Source organism: Citrobacter portucalensis (genome assembly GCF_023374935.1).
GTDB lineage: Bacteria > Pseudomonadota > Gammaproteobacteria > Enterobacterales > Enterobacteriaceae > Citrobacter > Citrobacter portucalensis.
In genome coordinates, this window is the sequence record NZ_CP092466.1 from 3,443,285 (window position 1) to 3,465,783 (window position 22,499).

The 22,499-nt window shown below is 52.1% G+C and carries 20 protein-coding genes; 9 read left to right on the top strand and 11 right to left on the bottom strand.

The annotated features are described in order from the left end of the window. Positions 1-55: 55 nt before the first annotated feature. The 3 genes from LY264_RS16790 to hutI all read right to left on the bottom strand — a co-directional run bounded on the left by LY264_RS16790 (position 56) and on the right by hutI (position 3,024). On the bottom strand, positions 56-775 hold the full coding sequence (locus LY264_RS16790; protein WP_003831502.1) for a histidine utilization repressor: 720 nt from the start codon (positions 773-775) through the stop codon (positions 56-58). A gap of 87 nt (positions 776-862) precedes the next feature. After that, positions 863-1,804: a formimidoylglutamase gene (gene hutG, locus LY264_RS16795; RefSeq protein WP_071692380.1), complete on the bottom strand. Its 942-nt coding sequence runs from the start codon at positions 1,802-1,804 to the stop codon at positions 863-865. Beyond that, positions 1,801-3,024, bottom strand: a complete 1,224-nt coding sequence (gene hutI, locus LY264_RS16800) for an imidazolonepropionase (RefSeq protein WP_048226045.1) — start codon at positions 3,022-3,024, stop codon at positions 1,801-1,803. The genes hutG and hutI overlap by 4 nt, the downstream gene beginning before the upstream one ends. 224 nt (positions 3,025-3,248) lie before the next feature. Between hutI and LY264_RS16805 the strand changes: the two genes are divergently transcribed. Further along, the gene (locus tag LY264_RS16805) at positions 3,249-4,532 is read left to right on the top strand and encodes a putative acyl-CoA thioester hydrolase (protein ID WP_048216339.1); all 1,284 of its coding nucleotides are present in this window, start codon (positions 3,249-3,251) and stop codon (positions 4,530-4,532) included. Between the two features lie 95 nt (positions 4,533-4,627). Here the strand turns inward: LY264_RS16805 and LY264_RS16810 are convergent, their stop codons facing one another. The 3 genes from LY264_RS16810 to LY264_RS16820 form a co-directional block, all read right to left on the bottom strand. After that, the gene (locus tag LY264_RS16810; RefSeq protein WP_048226048.1) at positions 4,628-6,892 is read right to left on the bottom strand and encodes a hydratase; all 2,265 of its coding nucleotides are present in this window, start codon (positions 6,890-6,892) and stop codon (positions 4,628-4,630) included. Between the two features lie 68 nt (positions 6,893-6,960). After that, the gene (locus LY264_RS16815) at positions 6,961-8,394 is read right to left on the bottom strand and encodes an anion permease (RefSeq protein ID WP_048214643.1); all 1,434 of its coding nucleotides are present in this window, start codon (positions 8,392-8,394) and stop codon (positions 6,961-6,963) included. Positions 8,395-8,473: 79 nt separating this feature from the next. Further along, on the bottom strand, positions 8,474-9,526 hold the full coding sequence (locus LY264_RS16820) for a 4-oxalomesaconate tautomerase (RefSeq protein ID WP_048226050.1): 1,053 nt from the start codon (positions 9,524-9,526) through the stop codon (positions 8,474-8,476). 178 nt (positions 9,527-9,704) lie between these two features. On the opposite strand from LY264_RS16820, the gene LY264_RS16825 reads away from it, so the two are divergent. Further along, positions 9,705-10,655: a LysR family transcriptional regulator gene (locus LY264_RS16825; protein ID WP_048214645.1), complete on the top strand. Its 951-nt coding sequence runs from the start codon at positions 9,705-9,707 to the stop codon at positions 10,653-10,655. Positions 10,656-10,711: 56 nt separating this feature from the next. On the opposite strand, the gene pgl is transcribed toward LY264_RS16825, so the two are convergent. Further along, positions 10,712-11,707 (bottom strand): 6-phosphogluconolactonase, encoded by a 996-nt coding sequence (gene pgl, locus LY264_RS16830; protein ID WP_020996535.1) that lies wholly within the window; start codon positions 11,705-11,707, stop codon positions 10,712-10,714. A 165-nt stretch (positions 11,708-11,872) separates the two neighbouring features. Here pgl and LY264_RS16835 point away from each other — a divergent pair, with 165 nt between their 5' ends. Then, complete coding sequence (locus LY264_RS16835) at positions 11,873-12,691, top strand: pyridoxal phosphatase (RefSeq protein WP_048226052.1); 819 nt, start codon at positions 11,873-11,875, stop codon at positions 12,689-12,691. Here the strand turns inward: LY264_RS16835 and modC are convergent, their stop codons facing one another. From modC to LY264_RS16855, 4 genes are all read right to left on the bottom strand, one after another. Next, positions 12,692-13,750 (bottom strand): molybdenum ABC transporter ATP-binding protein ModC, encoded by a 1,059-nt coding sequence (gene modC, locus LY264_RS16840; RefSeq protein WP_048226054.1) that lies wholly within the window; start codon positions 13,748-13,750, stop codon positions 12,692-12,694. A gap of 2 nt (positions 13,751-13,752) precedes the next feature. Next, complete coding sequence (gene modB / locus LY264_RS16845; protein ID WP_008784169.1) at positions 13,753-14,442, bottom strand: molybdate ABC transporter permease subunit; 690 nt, start codon at positions 14,440-14,442, stop codon at positions 13,753-13,755. Further along, complete coding sequence (gene modA, locus LY264_RS16850; protein ID WP_032942749.1) at positions 14,442-15,215, bottom strand: molybdate ABC transporter substrate-binding protein; 774 nt, start codon at positions 15,213-15,215, stop codon at positions 14,442-14,444. Before modA ends, modB begins: the two co-directional genes overlap by 1 nt. A 184-nt stretch (positions 15,216-15,399) precedes the next feature. Beyond that, positions 15,400-15,549 (bottom strand): AcrZ family multidrug efflux pump-associated protein, encoded by a 150-nt coding sequence (locus tag LY264_RS16855; RefSeq protein WP_020996536.1) that lies wholly within the window; start codon positions 15,547-15,549, stop codon positions 15,400-15,402. A gap of 129 nt (positions 15,550-15,678) precedes the next feature. Here LY264_RS16855 and modE point away from each other — a divergent pair, with 129 nt between their 5' ends. The 6 genes from modE (at position 15,679) to galM (ending at position 22,483) form a co-directional block, all read left to right on the top strand. Continuing rightward, entirely contained in the window at positions 15,679-16,467 is a 789-nt protein-coding gene (gene modE, locus LY264_RS16860) for a molybdenum-dependent transcriptional regulator (protein WP_032942748.1), read from the top strand. Between the two features lie 67 nt (positions 16,468-16,534). After that, positions 16,535-18,007 (top strand): molybdate ABC transporter ATP-binding protein ModF, encoded by a 1,473-nt coding sequence (gene modF / locus LY264_RS16865; protein WP_048226056.1) that lies wholly within the window; start codon positions 16,535-16,537, stop codon positions 18,005-18,007. Between the two features lie 217 nt (positions 18,008-18,224). Continuing rightward, positions 18,225-19,241, top strand: a complete 1,017-nt coding sequence (gene galE, locus LY264_RS16870; protein WP_003831462.1) for a UDP-glucose 4-epimerase GalE — start codon at positions 18,225-18,227, stop codon at positions 19,239-19,241. A gap of 9 nt (positions 19,242-19,250) precedes the next feature. Beyond that, positions 19,251-20,297: a galactose-1-phosphate uridylyltransferase gene (galT, locus tag LY264_RS16875; protein ID WP_032942745.1), complete on the top strand. Its 1,047-nt coding sequence runs from the start codon at positions 19,251-19,253 to the stop codon at positions 20,295-20,297. 3 nt (positions 20,298-20,300) lie between these two features. Beyond that, positions 20,301-21,449: a galactokinase gene (galK, locus tag LY264_RS16880; protein ID WP_042309665.1), complete on the top strand. Its 1,149-nt coding sequence runs from the start codon at positions 20,301-20,303 to the stop codon at positions 21,447-21,449. After that, entirely contained in the window at positions 21,443-22,483 is a 1,041-nt protein-coding gene (gene galM, locus LY264_RS16885; protein WP_048226060.1) for a galactose-1-epimerase, read from the top strand. Before galK ends, galM begins: the two co-directional genes overlap by 7 nt. Positions 22,484-22,499: the final 16 nt, after the last annotated feature.

Consider the following 22,499-nt stretch of genomic DNA (forward strand, 5'->3'; position numbering starts at 1 on the left):
ATTAAGATACATTTTTATTATATTGCGTCAGCAATCACGGTTTTCATGTCCTGTATCAGGACATAAACCGCCCTTGCAGGCGATAGCGGGAACCCGGGAACAGCAAGCGGGCATGAGAGACTATGGACGATGCAGACCAGGTCTTACGGCGGATCAGCAGGCAGGGATCGTGTTCTTTGATATTCAGCAGCGCGCACTCTTCAGCGCTGGCACGTACCGCTTCAACAATATGTTCACCTTCCGTCAGCGGGGCGATCAGCGACAGGTATGCGTGCGGCGTGGTCTGGCTGTAATCCTGCGCCAGATACTCCGGCACAATTTCGGCATTCACGCAGCGATCTTCAATCTGTACCGGCAGATCGTTCTCGTAGTGCACCATGACAGAGTGAAAAATGGATGTGCCTTCTTTGACGTTTAACACCAAAGCCTGCTGCGCGTTGGCCTGGGTTTTTTCCAGCGTCAGCACTTCGCACCGGTGCTGATGCTGACGGGCGTTGATTTCATCCGCGATGCTGCGGATTTCAAACAGCGCGGACTGGCCTTTTGGCTCGGCGACAAACGTCCCGACGCCCTGCAAACGCACCAGTAAACCTTCATCCGTTAACTCACGTAGCGCCCGGTTGATAGTCATGCGGCTGAAACCATATTGCGCCACCAGCTCTGCCTCAGAAGGAATGCGATCGTGAGGCTGCCAGATACCGCTGGCAATTTTTTCGCTGATCTCCTGTTTGACCTTTTCGTAAAAAGGAGCCGGAGCAGAACGGGATGGGAGCATGCGTGAGCCTTCCTTAAGCTGAAAATGTGAGTGGGTAGAGTTTACAGGCATTACCCGAACCTGATAAGCGCAACGCCATCAGGTATATCAGTGCCACCAGTGGGCGATTTGCCAGCCTAATCGCGCCGCCACGCGTGCTGCTCTGCCATCATCGTCAAAGCGTGGATTAAATTCAACCATATCCACCGCCAGGAGTTTACCGCTACGACACAGAGGCTCAATCAGTCTCAGCAGCGTCGCCAACGGTACGCCAAGCGCGGCGGGGGCCGACACGCCGGGCATTTCCCACACCGGCAGCACGTCGAGGTCGATTGTCAGATAGATGACATCCAGATTGGCAATGAACTGCGCTAACTGCGCCTGCGCCGTATCGCAATGCAGATCCTCCACCACGGTAACACCGAGCCGCTGGGCCTCATCCCAAAGCGCCTGGGTGTTTGCCGCCCGACTGACGCCGATACAGGCATAGTGAAATTCACGCTGCTGTTCATCGCAAAGCTGCGCCAGCTGGCGAAATGGCGTACCGGATGTAGCTTGTTCAGCTTTGCGCAAATCGAGATGCGCATCGAAGTTGACTATCCCCACCTTCGCCTGCGGGAACGCGTCCAGTACGCCTGCGCCGTGCGCAAAGGCGGTTTCGTGTCCTCCGCCCAAAACGAAGGTACGCATATTCTCGTGCTGACAGTGCTGTACCGCATTGCGTAACGCCTGCTGCGCGCCCTCAAGATCGGGAGCCTGCGCCACAATATTTCCCAGATCCACCAGCCGATAATGCCCATCATGACTGGCTAAATTCGCCAGCGCCTTGCGCAGCACATCGGGTGCTCCGGCAGCGCCCGTGCGCCCCTGATTACGTTTAACGCCTTCGTCGCAGGCAAACCCGAGCAACGCTATCTGCTCGCGGTATATTTCTGGGCTAAACGTCGGGCTCAGGGTGATAGTCTGAAACAGGCGCAGCGCATTCGGCGATTCGGCGCGGTCATCACGACCCTGCCATAGCGCAGGAGAAACGGGTTGCCAGTTGGTCATGCTATTTGTCCTTTGAATACGCGTTGGTAGAGCGGATTGCGCCCGGGTTCATACAGGATCTCGACCGGGAGGGTTGCATCCCACACCACAAAATCGGCCACAAACCCGGCCTTCAATTGACCGTGGGTGGCATGACGCCCAAGCGCCCGGGCCGCATGACGGGTTACGCCCGCCCATGCTTCTTCCGGCGTCAGGCCAAACTGAACACAGGCCATATTCATTGCCCAGTGCAGGCTGATAAACGGACTGGTACCGGGGTTAAAATCTGTCGCTACCGCCATCGGTACCTGATATTGACGCAGCAACGCTACCGGTGGGCGCTGCTGCTCTTTGAGGAAATAGAATGCGCCGGGCAGCAGCACGCCGACCGTACCGCTTTGGCTCATCGCCGCCACGCCCGCTTCATCGAGGTATTCAATATGATCGGCGGATAGCCCTTGGTAGCGGCTTACCAACTGTGCGCCGCCAAGCAATGACAGTTGTTCGACATGGCCTTTAATCGGGATGCCCAGCGCCTGTGCAGCCTGAAACACCCGCTCACTCTGCGCCAACGAAAAACCAACGCTTTCACAGAACAGATCGACGGTCTCAAACAGCCCTTGTTCCCACAATTGCGGCAAAATGGTCTCACACACCAGCGTAATATAGCCGTCAGGATCATCCCGGTATTCCGCTGGAGTTGCATGCGCGGCCAACAGCGTCGGGCTGATTTCAACGATACTCTCTGCCGCCAGCGCTGCCACCACGCGCAATATTTTCTCTTCTGTCGGCAAATCCAGGCCGTAGCCGGATTTTATTTCCAGCAGCGTAACACCTTCTTTGATCAGCTGTTCCATCCGCTGATGGGCTACGTGAAAGAGTTGTTCATCCGTGGCGCTGCGGGTCGCCGATACGGTGGCATTGATCCCCCCACCCTGAGCGCTTATCTGCTGGTAGGAGACACCATTTAGTCGCTGCTCCCACTCACCTGCGCGGTTTCCGCCAAAGACCAGATGCGTATGGCAATCAATCAGGCCTGGCGTAATCAGCCTGCCCTGCATATCAAAAGTATTGTCATGCGTGAGATATAACGATGATTCCGGGACGATATCGCGAATCTTGCCCTGGCGGACGATCAGCGCGTGACCATCCAACAGCCCATATGGGGTACCACGTTCAGGGTCCATAGTCGCCAGACGAACATTGCGCCAGATAACATCATCAGGGAAGAATTGCTGCATTCGACTCACCACTTGTCATAGGTTGTATAGACATTTATTTTTGATTATAGGGATGTTGTCAACCTGAAGAACCATAATTGTTATCTATTTGTGATATAAAGACTCTCCGCGCCAGACATTGCTGCGATAAAAAACAACTTTTTACCTTTTCGCCTTCCCGTTTCGCTCAACTTAGTATAAAAAAGCAGGCTTTAATGGATAACTTTCAAAGCCCGGAGCAACCTGTGAACATATCATCAGTTTCCCGTCTGGCGCTGGCAATGGCTTTTGGCGTGACGCTGACCGCCTGTAGCTCTACGCCGCCCGATCAAATTCCTTCCGATCAAACCGCGCCAGGAACCTCTTCGCGCCCAATTTTGTCGGCCAATGAAGCGAAAAACTTCGTTACTGCGCACTATTTTTCCGCGCTGACGCCAAACACCGCGCCGTGGAGCCCTTCTTCTATTTCTCTGCCTGCACAGCCTGACTTCGTCGTTGGCCCGGCAGGGACTCAGGGCGTCACCCATACCAGCATTCAGGCCGCTGTTGATGCAGCAATCATCAAACGTACTAACAAACGTCAGTACATCGCGATTATGCCAGGCGAGTACCAGGGCACGGTATATATCCCGGCAGCAACAGGTAGCCTGACGCTGTACGGCATGGGCGAAAAACCGCTTGATGTGAAAATTGGCCAGGCCATTGACGGTGAAATGAGCACCGCTGACTGGCGTCGTACGGTGAACCCAGCCGGTAAATACATGCCGGGTAAACCTGCGTGGTATATGTTTGATAATTGCCAGAACAAACGCGGCACGAATATTGGCGTGATGTGTTCTGCTGTCGTCTGGTCGCAAAACAACGGGTTGCAATTGCAGAACCTGACCATCGAAAACAACCTGGGTGACAGCGTTGATGCGGGTAACCACCCGGCCGTTGCACTGCGTACCGATGGCGATAAAGTGCAGATCAACAAGGTCAATATCCTGGGCCGCCAGAATACCTTCTTCGTGACCAATAGCGGCGTACAAAACCGTCTGGAAAACGATCGTCAGCCGCGTACGCTGGTTACCAACAGCTACATTGAAGGCGATGTGGATATCGTTTCCGGTCGCGGTGCCGTAGTGTTCGATAACACCGATTTCCGCGTAGTGAACTCCCGTACCCAGCAGGAAGCCTATGTGTTCGCACCGGCTACCCTGTCAAACATCTACTACGGTTTCCTGGCGATTAATAGTCGCTTCACGGCAAGTGGCGATGGCGTGGCGCAGTTAGGCCGCTCGCTGGATGTCGATTCCAACACTAACGGTCAGGTCGTGATTCGTGACAGCGTGATTAACGAAGGCTTTAACATGGCAAAACCATGGGCTGACAGCGTTATCGCAAAACGCCCGTTTGCCGGTAATACCGGTGCGGAAGATGACAAAGGTGAAATCCAGCGTAACCTGAACGACACCAACTTCAACCGTATGTGGGAATACAACAACCGCGGTATCGGTAGCAAAGTGGTTGCTGAACCTAAGCAGTAAACGTCATTCTCTGATGTAAACCCGGCAGATTCATGCTCTGCCGGGCAATGTGCCGGATGGCGACGAAAATCGCCCTCTCCGGCATACAATTAGTGTTACACCAAACGCGACTTATTAAAGTTAATCAAACTCCCTGCCTTAATAATTTCACGCTCTTCTGCGGTCAGACTTTCCATATACACACTGATTTCACTCACCGCACCATCATCGTGAAGCACATACGCTTCGATTTCTTTACTGCACTCATCTAACGCGCGGCGAATACCGGGAATATAGATATAGTCACCCACTTCAAATGAAGGTTGCTCTGCCATCTGGAGCGGTAGCATACCCCAGTTGATAACGTTGGAACGGTAACGCTTGGTGGCATATTCCTGGGCAATATTTGCCAGGCCGCCAATCACTCTCTGACAGCTCGCCGCCTGCTCGCGCGCCGAGCCATCGCCAGGTTTGACGGCGTAAATCATGCTACCAATCTCAGTATCCAACGGTTGCACATTTTCCTGACCGGCAATCTGTTGGATGCGTTCGAAAACTGACGCCAGTTCGCTGACATCGCCCTCCTCCACGCGCCTTTTTTCCAGCTCCGACGTCGCTTTACTTCTTCCCACATACCCAGGATCTCGTCGAGACAGCGTAAATTCCGCCAGTCCTAGTGGATTAGAGCGATACGATGAGGTTTCACCGGACGGGATAAGTTCATCCGTTGTTGTCACATCATCAAGGATCTTCGAGGCCACTTTCAGCAGAATATTTTCCGTTAATGCGCCCAGTTCCGGCCAGTCTTTAATGTTCGGGCCGTAAATGAGCGGCTGCTGCGTTGCCCCTTTTACGAATCCCTGGTATACGCGACTCTTATAAGGTGCAGGATTAAACGCATAGTCTGGCACCGTATCCCAGCAGTCCAGATCCGTCGCAGCAGTGAGGAATCCTCCGTTGGCTGCCGTAGCCGCAATTGATCGCGCATCCATCAGCGCAACGGCTGACATTTGACCATTGCCCGGTTTCGAGCCTTCACGGTTAGGGAAGTTGCGCGTGGTATGGCGGATGCTAAGACCATTGTTGATTGGCGTGTCGCCTGCGCCAAAGCATGGACCGCAGAATGCGGTTCTGATGACAGCCCCCGCGCCCAGTAAATCTGTAACGACACCTTTCTGTGCTAAATCCATAAACACCGGTTGTGACGAGGGGTAGACAGCAAGCGAGAAAGCATCATTACCGCAGGATTGACCACGTAATGCCTGCGCCGCAGCAATCACGTTTTCATAGTTGCCGCCCGAGCATCCAGCAATGATCCCCTGCTGTACTTTTAAGCGGCCATTTTCTACTTTATCCAACAACGAGAGGCTGGCTTTACCCTGCGCGATACGTGCAGATTCAACTTCAATCTCCCGGAGAATATCCGTCAGATTCTCATTGAGAGTATCAATCTCATAGACATTACTTGGATGGAATGGCAGCGCAATCATCGGCTTAATCGCACTCAAATCAACATGAATGCAACCGTCGTACCAGGCCATAGGCTGCGGACTGAGCTGGCGATAGTCTTGTTCGCGACCGTGTAATGCCAGCCAACTGCGAGTTTCGTCATCCGTTTGCCAGACGGAGCTCAAACAGGTGGTTTCGGTGGTCATAACATCAACGCTGTTGCGAAAATCCGTTGAGAGATGGCGAATACCAGGGCCGACAAACTCCATGACCTTATTTTTGACGTAGCCATTTTTAAATACCGCGCCAATGATCGCTAACGCCACATCCTGTGGACCAACACCTGCTGGGGGTTTCCCGGTCAGATAAACGGCAACGACGTCAGGATAATCAATGTCCCAGGTGTCGTTTAGCAGCTGCTTGACCAGCTCACCGCCCCCCTCTCCTACCGCCATCGTACCCAATGCGCCGTAACGTGTATGGCTGTCTGAGCCAAGGATCATTTTGCCGCCGCCCGCCATCATTTCACGCATGTATTGATGGATAACAGCAATATGTGGCGGCACAAAGATTCCACCGTAACGCTGTGCCGCAGACAGACCAAACATATGATCGTCACCATTAATAGTTCCCCCTACTGCACATAATGAGTTATGGCAGTTAGTCAGAACATACGGCAGCGGAAAACGTTCCATACCAGAGGCTTTTGCAGTCTGAATAATACCGACAAAGGTAATATCGTGTGAGGCTAATGAATCAAACTTAATTTTAAGCTTATTCATATCACCGGACGTATTATGTGCGGAGAGAATCGACCACGCTATAGTTCCTTTTTTCGCATCCTCTTTGCAGATATGCCCTGGCAAAGAATCCTCAGCTACAACTTCATTATTATCGGAGAGATAAACTCCTTTTTCATACAACGTAATCATTTGATACTCCGTAATCCCGTACTTATATTAGTGCGCAGTCAATTAATAATTTGAATCTGGCTTATGGTTTACAGCATGTTCCAGTTAATCAACATGCTCCACCACCACACGCCCAGGGTGATATGGACAATAAAGGTCAGTAAGGTCAGCATGCCTCCCACCAGCCACCACGATTTAATATCGTTATAGCCAACGCCAAAAATAACCGGACCCGCGGCACCGCCATAATGGGTGACCATTCCACCATAGGAGTTAGAGAAGAGTAATGCCAGCGCGGTTAACATCAATGGTGCGCCGGAGACATTCGCCAGCATGGCAAATACCGGCATCATTGCCACAATATATGCACTGCCTGACGCAAAGAAATATCGAACGATAATGCTCAGGAACAAAATAACGAAGAACGCCACATTGCCGTGATTACCAAAGTCGAGGTTGTTTTTGAATAGTTCGGCTAACCAGTCAAAGAATTTCACTTTCGATAATAACGAACTTAACCCGATAATACCGCCATACCAGATTAAGGTATTCCAGCCGCCCTTATTTTTAACCACATCATCCCAGGTAACCACGCCCAACAAAAGCATCATACCCATTACGACAATCGCTACCGTTGATTCATCAACGCTAAGGCTTTTACTGAAAATCCATCCCAATAACGCAAGGACGAAGATACCCAGCAGCATTTTTTCGCGCCCTTTCATTGGCCCTAAATCCTGAAGCCCGGCTTTAGCAATAGTTTTGTTATCAACCTTTTTAATTTCAGGGGGATACATAAAATAGATAACTAAAGGCGTTACCAACAGCATAACCAGTCCAGGCAAAGCTGCTGCAAGTGCCCATCCCCCCCAGCTCAATTGTAAATGACAGATATCATTGATCATTTTCAACGCCAGAATGTTTCCTGCCATCGCAGTAAAAAACATATAGCTGGTCGTTTTGGTAACCATATAGACCGTCATCATCAGGTAGTGACCGACACGGCGCGGGCTCTTATCTGGCTCAGAGCCCAGCGCCACCGCCACGCTATTGATAATGGGCAATACAATTCCTCCCGCTCGCGCGGTATTTGACGGTGTTGCCGGAGCTAATACCAGATCAAGGAATACGGTCACATAGCCAAGACCAAGCGTGGTGTTACCAATTTTACCGATCAGAATATAAGCAATGCGCTTACCCAGCCCCGTCGTCACAAAAGCAGCACTTAACGTAAATGCCGAGAAAACCAACCACGTAGTACCGGAAGCATAACCGCTCAACACACTGCTGGTTTTCAGTACCCCGTGGCCTAAATTTCCGACAACTACCATAGAGGCGGCAACGGCAATCAGTAACACCACCGGTTCAGGAAACGGTTTGATCACCAGTCCGACAATGGCCGCAAGATAAATACCAAACAGCACCCACGCTAGTTCACTTAATCCCGCTGGGGCAGGAATCAAACCAATAATACAGGGGATCGCTAATATTAAAATTAGCTTCCATAATGATTTAACGTTCATTTATTAATCCTGAATAATCTGTACAGGCAATACAGTATTTTCGTTTTTCTGCGATCGCAGAGAAATGAGGCCAATGCTGTCAGGGAAGGAAAACATCACCAGCGAATATTTTTCTGGCGGTCCGAATAACCGAAGCTCTGATAGTTTCAGGTTCATCCCCTTTATTGGTTAAATGAATATCAAGAGTGCCGCCAGGATGTTCGATAGTGATATTCCCGTAATGCGCCCCCGCCGTTACCTGACGCGAAACAGTACCGTTAATGACACAGCTGCTGGCGATAGCTATCGCCCCGGTAATCGCCAGCGCTTTATGGCAAGAGTGCGGCATAAAATAACGAACATTAATTTCGCCGTCGTGTTGAGGTGCAGAGATGAGAATCGGTTTTGGGAGAACCTTATTGCTGACATCACCCAGCCCCATAGCTTCACCGGCCTGTAAACGAATAGACTCAATGCGCGACAATAATTCGTTGTCTGCATCCAGTTCTTCCGCTGATTCATAGCCCGTTTTCCCAAGGTATTCGGCAGGAATAATTACGACAGGTGTCGCCATATCCATACAGGTCACCGGAACTGAGTTGATATAATCGATGTGTTGGCCCGTCGGAAAAATATGCCCGGTTTTAGAACCTGCGGCATTAAGAAACGTCAACGCAATAGGGGCCGATGTTCCCGGGACACCGTCAATTCTTGCCGTTCCTTCATACTCAACAACACCATGCGGCGTCTGTATATCAGCTTCGATAAACGTGTTGGTGTTCACATTGCGAATGCGTACGCGGGTGGTCGGCGTAGAAGCAGCAATCAACCCCTTTTCAATAGCAAACGCACCAACGGCGGAAAGCATATTGCCACAGTTGGGTGTGGTATCGACCCGTTGCTCATGTACCAGTACCTGAGCAAATAAATAATCGATATCAGCGTTGGGGTCGTTTGAAAGACTAATAATCGCGACTTTACTGGTTAACGGATTGCCACCGCCAATGCCATCTATTTCCAACGCATTGCCAGAACCCATAATCCCAATCAATATTTCATCCCGCTGTTTTTCTTCTTCTGGTAAATCTTGTGCTAATAAAAATGCACCCCTGGAGGTTCCTCCACGCATCATAACGCAAGGTATTTTTTTCATAACAATGCTCTCAATATTATTTCCACTACATACATGGTTGCATGTCATGAATAGGGTGGCTAATGACTTTGTTTGTGTGATTAGTGATTTATTTTTATTAATTAAAATTTATGAATTGCGGATACACTGGACACTTTCATCTTAGACAGGGGCTTCCCTGATTGAGTCCGGAGTCAAAATGAAACACGAACTATCGAGCATGAAGGCATTTGTTACGTTGGCAGAGTCCGATTCTTTTAACAATGCCGCCAAGTTACTCAATATTACGCAACCTGCATTAACGCGCAGGATTAAAAAAATGGAAGAGTATTTACACACCCAGCTATTTGAAAGAACAACTCGCAAAGTCACATTAACAAAAGCGGGGGCAATGCTTTTACCTGAAGCCAGAGAATTAATTAGAGCGTTGGATGAGACCATTTTTAACATCAGTGAAATGAATGTTCATCATCACGGTATAGTGACATTAGCCTGTATTCCTACCGCGGTTTTCTATTTCTTGCCGTTGGCAATTGGAAAATTTAATGAACGATATCCCAATATCAAAGTGCGAATTATTGAACAAGGTACGAATAATTGTATGGAATCCGTACTTTGTAATGAGGCAGATTTTGGAATAAACATGAACAACATCACAAATTCCTCTATCGAGTTCACTCCACTGGTTAATGAACCATTTGTTCTGGCTTGTCGACGCGATCATCCGCTCGCTAGTAAGCAGTTGGTTGAGTGGCAAGAATTGCTGAATTACAAACTGATAGGCGTTCGTTCCTCAAGCGGTAACCGATTATTGATTGAACAACATTTGTCCGACAAACCGTGGAAGTTGAACTGGTTTTACGAGGTTCGTCATCTGTCCACTTCGCTGGGTCTGGTTGAAGCTGGACTAGGTGTTTCCGCATTACCAGGGTTAGCAATGCCGCAAACGCCGCATCCAACGCTGATAGGGATCCCACTGGTTGAGCCTGTGATTAGACGCACGCTGGGAGTTATTCGGCGTAAAGACGCTATCCTCTCCCCTCCCGCTGAACGTTTCTTCTCTCTTCTGCTTAATTTATGGGCAGATGATACAGATAGCCTTTGGACATCTGTGGCTAAGTGTCAGGAAAACATGTCGTTTGCTAAATAAGCAAAAAAAACCCGCAATCTTCACAAGATTGCGGATCGTTTGTAACGCCTGGCGTTTTAGTACGCGTTAACCACCACCCACATCGGGCCTTGTCCTACCGCGTAACGACCTTTCTCCGTCAACAGTCCTTGTTCGCCAGCAATCTCGTATACCGCGATATGGTGCGATTTTTGCCCGGCTGCAATCAGGTATTTACCTCTGTTATCGATATTAAAACCGCGCGGCTGAGTTTCGGTAGGCTGGAAACCTTCTTTGGTCAGCACGCTGCCATCTTCAGAGACGCTAAAGACCGTAATCAGGCTGGCGGTACGATCACAGGCATACAGATGACGACCATCCGGTGTGATGTGAATATCTGCTGCCCAACGGGTATCCGCGAAATCAGCAGGCATCATATCCAGCGTCTGCACACACTCAATCTTGCCGTAAGGATCTTTCAGCTCCCAGACATCAACAGAGCTGTTCAGTTCATTCACGCAGTAGGCATATTGCTTATTCGGATGGAACGCCATATGACGCGGGCCCGCGCCTTCAACGGTAGTCACTTCAGCTGGTTCCTGCGCAACCAGATGGCCATCATCGCTAACGTCAAACAGGCAGATACGATCCTGTTTCAACGCCGGAACCCACAGGGTACGGTTATCCGGAGAGATGTTGGCTGAGTGGCAACCATCCAGACCTTCTACCACGTCAACCAGTTCCACCGGCAGGCCATCTTCCAGACGCGTGACGCTCACGCTACCCGCATTATAAGAGCCTACGAACACGAAACGTCCCTGATGATCGGTAGAAATATGCGTCGGGCTACCCGGCAGCGCAGACTCTGCCGCGAAGGTCAGCGCTCCGTCATCAGGCGCAATACGATAAGCCAACACGCGAAACTCCGGGCGCACACCAACATAGAGGTAACGCTTATCCGGGCTGACGACCATCGGCTGTACCTGACCCGGTACATCAACCACCTGCGTCAGCGTCAGAGAACCATCGTGATTCAGGCTCCAGACGTGGATTTGCTGACTTTCAGGGCTGGCGGTATAAACGGTTTGCTTCATGAATACTCCTTTGCTTTTTGGCAGGTGGCTGCAATTGCCTGACACACGCCTAAGGTAGACGCTTTTAACGGTGAATGCTTAATTAAGGCTCAGAATTTTGTCCGGCTCCCGTCTCGGTGTACCATTCCAGCAGACAAAATTCTCAACCTTAATCTGGAAAAAACTATGACCGCACGCGTGATTGCCCTGGATTTAGACGGTACCCTGTTGACCCCGAAAAAAACCTTGCTGCCATCCTCTCTCGAAGCGCTCTCGCGCGCCAGAGAAGCAGGCTACCAACTTATCATTGTCACAGGTCGCCATCACGTTGCTATTCATCCTTTTTATCAGGCACTGGCGCTGGATACACCTGCAATTTGCTGTAACGGTACCTACTTGTATGATTATCAGGCAAAAAAGGTACTGGAATCCGATCCCCTCCCGGTTGACCAGGCATTACAGCTGATCGAAATGCTGGATGAACATCAGATCCACGGGCTGATGTATGTGGATGAGGCCATGCTGTATGAGCGCCCAACCGGGCATGTGGTGCGTACCGCTAACTGGGCACAAACTCTGCCGCCGGAACAGCGCCCGACCTTCACCCAGGTTCCTTCGCTGGCGCAGGCCGCGCATGACGTTAACGCCGTCTGGAAATTTGCCCTGACCGATGAAGATATTCCGAAATTGCAGCAGTTTGGTCGGCACGTCGAGCAACAGCTGGGGCTGGAGTGTGAATGGTCCTGGCACGATCAGGTCGACATTGCCCGTAAAGGCAACAGCAAAGGACGACGCCTGACCCAGTGGATTGAAGCACAGGGCGGGTCAATGGAAAACGTGATTGCCTTTGGCGATAACTTTAACGACATCAGCATGCTGGAAGCCGCAGGTACCGGGGTGGCGATGGGCAACGCGGATGACGCGGTCAAAGCCCGCGCCAACTTCGTGATTGGTGACAACACCACAGACAGCATTGCGAAATTTATCTACTCCCACCTGCTGTAATCAGGCGGTAATCGATACGCTCTTAATTTGCGCGTACAGCCACAGGCCAGGTTTGATACCCAGTTCATCCCTGGCCCACGGGCTGATCCTTGCCCACAGCGTCTTACCGCCCACCTCAAGCTGAACTTCCACCTGACCGTTATCGTCATAACATTGCGCGACTTTTGCCCGGAGAACGTTACGAATACTGGTCTGCTGGGGGGGTTGGAGCACCAGTGAAACATCAGAGGCCTGAATACGAATACGCAGCGCGGTTTGCAGCGGTTGCTCCAGCTTATTGACCCACAGATGCTGATCGCCGAGCGCCAGCGCGGTCATCGCATAGTGTGGATGATGTTCCAGCACGCTGACTTTCAGAATACTGCTTTGCTGTTCCTTAGGCAGCCAGGGGTGCATCACGCTGCTACCCCAGACATCTTCCAACGAACCGAACGCTTTGACCTGCCCGTTCTCCAGCACCATCACTTTATCCGCCAGGTGCAAAATCTCATCAAGCGAGTGGCTGACGTACAGCATCGGAATATTAATTTCACGTGCAAGGCGTTGCAGGTAAGGCAGCAGTTCGCGTTTACGCGGTAAATCCAGCGAGGCTAACGGCTCATCAAGCAGCAATAACTCAGGCGCGGTCAGCAGCGCCCGACCGATGGCGACACGCTGCTTTTCACCGCCAGAAAGACCGCCGGGCAAACGGTCAAGCAGCGGTTCAATGCCCAACAGCGACACCAGCTTATCAAACTGTCCGGCCATGCTTTTCGCCATTCCGTAACGCAGGTTGCCGCGCACTTTATAGTGCGGGAACAGGCGCGCATCCTGGAAAACATAGCCCACCCGGCGTTTTTCCGGCGTTAAACAGATACCGTTCTCGACGTCGTTTAAGACCCGACCGTTGAGCACGATGCGTCCTGACTGCGGCTGCGTCAGGCCGCTGATGGCGTTAATCAGTGAGGTTTTGCCCGCGCCGGAAACGCCAAAAATAGCGGTGATGCCGCTGGCTGGCAGCGTTTCGTTGAGCGTCAGGCAATGCGTCCCCAGCGTCTGGGAGAAATTGAGTTCCAGCATAATTATCGCCCCGTCCGCTCACGGCTAATACGCGCCAGCCATTCAGAAATCAGCAGCGAAATCAGCGCCAACACAATAGAAATGATACACAACCTCGCCGCCGCGCTTTCGCCGCCGGGAGTCTGGATCAGGGTATACATCGCCGAAGGAATGGTGCGGGTTTCGCCAGGAATGTTGGAAACAAAAGTAATGGTTGCGCCAAATTCCCCGAGGGAACGCGCGAACGCCAGCACCGTACCGACAATAATGCCGGGCAGCATCAGCGGTAGCGTAATCGTCATGAATACACGCCAGCGTCCGGCTCCCAGCGTGCGGGCCGCCTGCTCCAGCTTGACGTCGACACCTTCCAGCGCCAGACGAATTGCCCGTACCATCAGAGGAAAAGACATCACCGCCGCAGCCAGCACAGCTCCGCGCCAGCTAAAGGCAAAGGTAATGCCAAACCAGTCGTACAACCATTCGCCAATGAATCCGCGCCGCCCCATGGCGACCAGCAGCAGATAGCCTACCACGACCGGCGGCAGAACCAGTGGCAAATGCAGGACGCTGTCGAGCAGCGCTTTGCCCGGAAACTTGCATCGCACAAGCAGCCAGGCAAAGAAGATCCCAAACGGCAAACTAAACAACACAGCCAGGGAAGAAACTTTCAGGCTCAGGATGACTGCCTGCCATTCAGGATCGGTCAGTATCATTACTTGGTCGTAAATCCATAACGTTTAAAGATTTCAGCAGCCTGCGGTCCTTTCAGATAATCATAGAACGCGCTAACCGTTGCGTTTTTGTGCCCATCAACAATCGCGATAGGGTATTCCACTTTTTTGTGCGAATCTTCCGGGAAAGTCGCAACAACTTTTACGCCCTTACTGGCGACAGCATCGGAACCATAGACGATCCCCAGCGGCGCTTCGTTACGCTCTACCAGCGCCAGCGCACCGCGCACGTCTTCAGCAGGAGCCAGTTTCGGCGCCAGGGTATCCCATGCACCCAGTTTTTGCAGCGCTTCTTTGGCATAAATGCCCGCCGGAACATGTTCCGGATCGCCGACAGCCAGGCGTCCACCATTCAACAGACTGGTCCAGTTGGTTTTGCTGTCAATGGTGAAGTCTTTCTGCGCGCTGGCTTTCGGCGCAACCACCACCAGACTGTTACCCAACAGCGTTGCACGCGTGGCGGTATCAATCGATTTTTTGTCTACCGCATAATCCATCCATTTCTGATCGGCAGAAATAAACAGATCGGCCGGTGCGCCTGCTTCAATCTGACGCGCCAGCGTGGAAGAAGAAGCAAAAGAGGAGACAACATCAACGTTCTTCTCTTTTTTATATTGCGTTGCAATGTCCTGCATCGCGTTGGTCAGCGAAGCCGCTGCAAAAACGGTAATCTTTCCTTCATCCGCCAGCGCATGCCCGGCCACGGTAAGAGAAAGTGTTGCCCCTGCAAACAAGCGTAACCATGTACGTGCCATCTGTAACTCCTTTGTGTTTCGTTATGTAGGCGAAAATATAACGAGTAAACCAGGATTTTCCCAGTGGTTATTGATACCAATTAGAGGTTACACAAAGAAAATATCGGCAGGGAAAGCAAGATCTTGAGAAAACGAGTTGGCAGGCAAAAAATATAAACGCCCGACTGAGCGGGCGTTTGGGGAATCAATGATTCTGTCTGGACTGGTCTTTCTGACCGATAGAGGAGAAGATGTTGAACACTTCACCCAGTCCGTAAATCAGCCCCAGGATGACAGCCATCACCACAGGAACCATAATTACGGCGAATACCAGACTTTTCAATAACTCTAACATGGTCAACTCCAGATATAGTCCTTAGTTGTATTCTAACCACATAACACAGAAAAGCACTCCCCTTTTGTGCGGTTGGCTTTGCGCGCGCGCGGTTTTCCGTCACAATACCCCTTTTGCCAGGAGCTTGTGATGCAGGCCGAAATCCTTCTTACGCTGAAACTTCAGCAAAAACTGTTTGCCGATCCCCGCCGCATTTCTCTGCTTAAGCACATTGCGCTTTCCGGCTCCATCAGTCAGGGCGCGAAGGATGCAGGTATCAGCTATAAAAGCGCCTGGGATGCGATTAACGAAATGAATCAACTCAGCGAGCAGACGCTGGTTGAGCGCGCCACTGGCGGCAAAGGCGGCGGCGGCGCGGTGTTAACGCGCTACGGCCAACGCTTAATCCAGTTGTATGATTTATTGGCGCAAATCCAACAGAAAGCCTTCGATGTTTTGAGCGATGACGATGCCCTGCCACTCAATAGCCTGCTGGCGGCGATCTCTCGCTTTTCGCTGCAAACCAGCGCCCGTAACCAGTGGTTTGGCACCATTACCGCCCGCGACCACGATCAGGTTCAACAGCATGTCGACGTGCTGCTGGCGGATGGCGAAACGCGCCTGAAAGTGGCAATCACTGCGCAAAGCGGCGAGCGTCTCGGGCTTGAAGAAGGCAAAGAAGTACTGATTCTGTTGAAAGCGCCATGGGTGGGAATCACTCAGGACGACGCGATCGCTCAGGCCGCCGATAACCAGTTGCAGGGCACGATTAGCCATATCGAACGCGGAGCGGAGCAGTGTGAAGTGTTGATGACCTTGCCAGACGGCCAGACGCTGTGCGCGACTTTGCCGATAGAGCAGGCCCACACATTAACGGAAGGCGCTAACGTCACAGCATATTTTAATGCGGACAGGGTGATTATCGCCACACTGTGCTGAGTTAATTGACATCAGCCTGAAGAACACGTATCCCTGTTATTCATCGCTGCAAATAATGGGATACAAAATGTCATCGTTGCAAATTTCGCAAGGCACGTTTCGTCTTAGCGACACAAAAACGCTCCAGTTAGATGCGTTGACGTTAAACGCGGGTGATAGCTGGGCGTTTGTTGGCTCTAACGGCAGCGGGAAATCTGCGCTGGCCCGCGCGCTGGCGGGCGAGTTACCGCTTCTGAAAGGCGAACGTCACTGTCAGTTCACACGTATTACCCGACTCTCTTTTGAGCAGCTACAAAAGCTGGTCAGCGACGAGTGGCAGCGAAACAACACCGATCTTCTTAGTCCCGGTGAAGACGACACCGGGCGCACTACCGCAGAAATCATTCAGGACGAAGTTCACGACCCCGCCCGCTGCGCTGCACTGGCGCAGCAGTTTGGCATTTCATCCCTACTTAACAGGCGTTTCAAATACCTTTCCACCGGTGAAACGCGCAAAACCCTACTCTGCCAGGCATTAATGTCCACACCGGATTTACTGATCCTTGATGAACCCTTTGACGGGCTGGACGTGGCGTCCCGTCGCCAGTTAGCAGAGTTGCTCGCTGAGTTGCACCAGGCCGGTTTAACGTTGGTACTGGTGCTTAATCGCTTTGATGAAATTCCTGAGTTCGTGCAGTTTGCCGGCGTACTTGCCGACTGCACGCTGACGGAAACCGGTGCAAAACCCGACCTTCTGCAACAGGCATTAATCGCTCAGCTTGCCCATAGCGAGCGGCTGGAAGGCATCCAGTTACCCGAACCGGATGAGCCTTCGGTGCGCCACACGCTGTCAGATAACGAGCCGCGCATTGTGCTTAACGACGGCACCGTCTCGTATAACGATCGCCCTATCCTGCATCATCTGAGCTGGCGGGTAAATCCGGGGGAACACTGGCAAATCATCGGCCCCAACGGTGCGGGGAAATCAACCCTGCTCAGTTTAATCACCGGCGATCATCCCCAGGGATATAGCAACGACCTGACCCTGTTTGGCCGCCGCCGGGGCAGCGGTGAAACTATCTGGGATATCAAAAAACATATTGGCTATGTCAGCAGCAGCCTGCATCTGGATTACCGGGTAAGCACGACAGTTCGCAACGTTATTCTCTCCGGTTATTTCGATTCAATCGGCATTTATCAGGCCGTCTCCGACAGGCAGCACAAGCTGGTACAACAGTGGCTGGATATTCTGGGCATCGATAAACATACCGCGGATGCACCATTTCATAGTCTTTCCTGGGGGCAGCAGCGGCTGGCATTGATTGTTCGTGCACTGGTGAAACATCCTACGTTGCTGATCCTCGATGAACCGTTGCAAGGATTAGATCCGCTCAACCGTCAACTGATCCGTCGGTTTGTGGATGTCCTGATCGGTGAAGGTGAAACTCAGCTTTTGTTTGTCTCTCATCACGCCGAAGATGCCCCTGCCTGCATTACCCATCGGCTAGAGTTTGTACCCGAGGGTGATATCTACGCCTATCGACAAACCTCTCTGCGTTAATTTTCATGCCAGGGCGTTTATCACGCCCTTTTTTCTGCTTTTTTTTCAGACAAGTGCTGAAATAACAACCTAACATAATGATTTATAATAAAGTAACTGGCAGTATCGAGTGAAAACACCGGAGTGTAAACGATTCCACTAATTTATTCCGTGTCACACTTTTCGCATCTTTGTTATGCTATGGTTATTGCATACCATAGGCTTAACGGAGCGAATTATGAGAGTATTGGTTACAGGTGGTAGCGGTTACATTGGAAGCCACACTTGCGTGCAGTTGCTGAAAAACGGTCACGAAGTGGTGATCCTGGACAATCTCTGCAACAGCAAGCGCAGCGTACTGCCCGTCATTGAGCGTTTAGGCGGCAAGCATCCGACCTTCGTGGAAGGAGACATCCGTAACGAAGCGCTGATAACCGAAATTCTGCACGATCATGCCATTGATACGGTCATCCATTTTGCCGGTTTAAAAGCCGTTGGAGAATCCGTTGCCAAACCGCTGGAGTACTATGACAACAACGTCAACGGCACTCTGCGTCTGGTGAATGCAATGCGCGCTGCTAACGTGAAAAACTTCATTTTCAGCTCCTCCGCGACCGTCTATGGCGATCAGCCGCAAATTCCTTACGTTGAAAGCTTCCCCACCGGCACGCCGCAAAGTCCGTACGGCAAAAGCAAGCTGATGGTGGAACAGATCCTGACCGATCTGCAAAAAGCGCAGCCCGACTGGAGCATTGCCCTGCTGCGCTACTTTAACCCGGTTGGCGCTCATCCATCGGGAGATATGGGGGAAGATCCGCAAGGTATTCCAAACAACCTGATGCCTTACATCGCGCAGGTTGCCGTTGGCCGCCGCGAGTCTCTTGCCATATTTGGCAATGACTACCCTACTGAAGATGGCACCGGCGTACGCGACTACATCCACGTGATGGATCTCGCCGACGGCCACGTTGCTGCCATGGAAAAACTGGCGGGTAAACAGGGCGTACATATTTACAACCTCGGTGCAGGCATCGGCAGCAGCGTGCTGGACGTGGTTAACGCCTTCAGCAAAGCTTGCGGTAAACCGGTGAATTACCATTTCGCCCCGCGCCGTGATGGCGATCTTCCGGCCTACTGGGCGGATGCCAGCAAAGCCGATCGCGAGCTCAACTGGCGCGTGACCCGCACACTGGATGAAATGGCACAAGATACCTGGCACTGGCAGTCACGCCACCCGCAGGGATATTCGGATTAAGGACCAATCATGACGCAATTCAATCCTGTCGATCATCCACATCGCCGTTTTAACCCGCTCACCGGGCAGTGGATCCTCGTATCACCACATCGCGCCAAACGCCCGTGGCAAGGGGCGCAGGAAACTCCGTCTAAGCAGGTACTGCCTGCACATGACCCGGACTGCTTCCTGTGCGCTGGCAATACGCGCGTTACCGGCGACAAAAACCCGGATTACACCGGGACCTATGTCTTTACCAATGACTTTGCAGCGCTGATGTCCGATACCCCGGACGCGCCGGACAGTCACGATCCGTTGATGCGCTGTCAGAGCGCGCGCGGTACCAGCCGTGTAATTTGCTTCTCGCCCGATCACAGCAAAACGCTGCCGGAACTCAGCGTCCCTGCGCTAACAGAAATAGTGAAAACGTGGCAGGAGCAGACCGAAGACTTAGGCAAAACCTATCCCTGGGTGCAGGTATTTGAGAATAAAGGCGCAGCGATGGGGTGCTCGAACCCGCACCCACACGGACAAATTTGGGCCAACAGCTTTTTGCCTAACGAAGCCGAACGTGAAGATCGCCTGCAGAAAGCATACTTCGCCGAACAAGGCGCGCCGATGCTCGTTGATTACGTCCAGCGTGAACTGGCGGACGGTAGTCGGACGGTCGTTGAAACTGAGCATTGGCTGGCAGTCGTGCCCTACTGGGCGGCATGGCCGTTCGAAACGCTGCTGCTGCCGAAAGCGCATGTTCTGCGTATCACCGATTTGACCGACGAACAGCGCGCTGATCTGGCGCTGGCGTTGAAAAAACTGACCAGTCGTTACGACAATCTGTTCCAGTGCTCATTCCCCTACTCCATGGGCTGGCACGGCGCGCCGTTTAACGGAGAAGAAAACCAACACTGGCAGTTGCACGCACACTTTTATCCACCGCTGCTGCGTTCCGCAACCGTGCGTAAATTTATGGTCGGATATGAAATGCTGGCAGAAACCCAGCGCGACCTGACGGCAGAACAAGCGGCTGAACGACTGCGTGCGGTCAGCGACATCCATTTTCGCGAATCCGGAGTTTAAATAATGAGTCTGAAAGAAAAAACACAATCTCTGTTTGCTGAAACATTTGGCTACCCTGCCACCCATACTATTCAGGCACCGGGCCGTGTAAACCTGATTGGCGAACATACCGATTATAACGACGGCTTCGTTCTGCCCTGTGCTATCGACTATCAAACCGTGATTAGCTGTGCGACACGCGATGACAGAAAAGTTCGCGTTATCGCGGCTGACTACGATAATCAAATGGACGAGTTCTCTCTGGACGCGCCAATAATCGCTCATGACAGCCAGCAGTGGTCAAACTACGTGCGTGGCGTGGTGAAGCATCTGCAAAAACGCAACGATGCGTTTGGCGGCGCGGATCTGGTGATCAGCGGTAATGTGCCTCAGGGCGCAGGCTTAAGCTCTTCGGCTTCGCTGGAAGTGGCAGTAGGCACCGTGTTCCAGCAGCTTTATCATCTGCCGCTCGACGGGGCGCAGATTGCCCTGAACGGCCAGGAAGCTGAAAACCAGTTTGTCGGCTGTAACTGCGGCATTATGGATCAGTTGATCTCGGCGCTTGGCAAGAAAGATCATGCGCTACTGATCGACTGCCGTACGCTGGGCACCAAAGCCGTTTCCATGCCTGAAGGCGTGGCGGTGGTAATCATCAACAGCAATTTTAAACGTACGTTGGTGGGTAGCGAGTACAACACCCGTCGCGAACAGTGTGAAACCGGGGCGCGTTTCTTCCAGCAACCTGCCCTGCGTGATGTCAGCTTTGAAACCTTTAGCGCAGTTGCTCACGAACTGGATCCGATTGTCGCCAAACGCGTTCGTCACGTGATCACGGAAAATGCGCGTACCGTTGAAGCCGCACAGGCGCTGGAAAAAGGTGACCTGCTGCGCATGGGCCAGCTGATGGCGGAATCTCACGCCTCAATGCGCGATGACTTTGAAATTACCGTGCCGCAAATTGATACGCTGGTCGAGATTGTCAAAGCGACCATCGGCGATAAAGGCGGTGTCCGTATGACCGGCGGCGGCTTCGGCGGCTGCATCGTGGCACTGATCCCGCAAGATTTGGTGCCGGCCGTACAGCAGGCTGTCGCCGAACAGTATGAAGCCAAAACCGGTATTAAAGAAACATTTTACGTCTGTAAACCTTCACAAGGAGCCGGACAATGTTAAACGAAATCCCTGTGCAGGCTCCGGACGGTCAGCCGTTTCGCCTGCTCACCCTGCGCAATGACGCAGGGATGGTCGTCACGCTCATGGACTGGGGCGCAACGCTGCTCTCTGCACGTATTCCGCTTAGCGATGGTAGCGTGCGCGAAGCCCTGCTCGGTTGCGCCAGTCCGGAACAATACCCGGAGCAGGCTGCGTTTCTGGGCGCTTCAATTGGTCGCTACGCTAACCGTATCGCCAACAGCCGCTATACCTTTGACGGCGAAACCATTGAATTGCTGCCAAGCCAGGGTGATAACCAACTGCACGGCGGACCGAACGGTTTCGACAAACGTCGCTGGCAGATAGTGAATCAGAATGACCGTCAGGTGCTGTTTGCCTTAACGTCTGACGATGGCGACCAGGGTTTCCCTGGTAATCTTTGCGCCACCGCGCAGTATCGCCTGACTGACGATAATCGGATTTCGATAACCTACCGTGCCACGGTTGATAAGCCCTGCCCGGTAAATTTGACGAATCATGTCTATTTTAATCTAGACGGTGACAAAACAGATGTGCGCCAGCACAAGCTGCAAATTCTGGCGGACGAGTATTTACCCGTAGACGAAATGGGCATCCCGCATGACGGGCTGAAATCCGTAGCTGGTAGCACTTTCGATTTCCGCACGCCTAAAATTATCAGCAGTGAATTTCTTGCCGATGACGATCAGCGCAAGGTGAAAGGTTACGATCACGCCTTCCTGCTTCAGGCACAGGGCAATGCGCGTACACCGGTCGCTCGACTGTGGTCCCAGGATGAAAAACTGCAGATGGTGGTATACACCTCCGCCCCGGCATTGCAGTTTTACTCCGGCAACTTCCTCGGCGGTACACCATCTCGCGGACCAGACGCCTACGAAGACTGGCAAGGTCTGGCGCTGGAAAGTGAGTTTCTCCCGGACAGCCCAAACCATCCAGAGTGGCAGCAGCCGGACTGCTTCTTACGCCCGGGTGAAGAGTATGCCAGCGTGACGGAATATCAGTTTATTCCAGTCTGATCCTTTCCCCTCACAG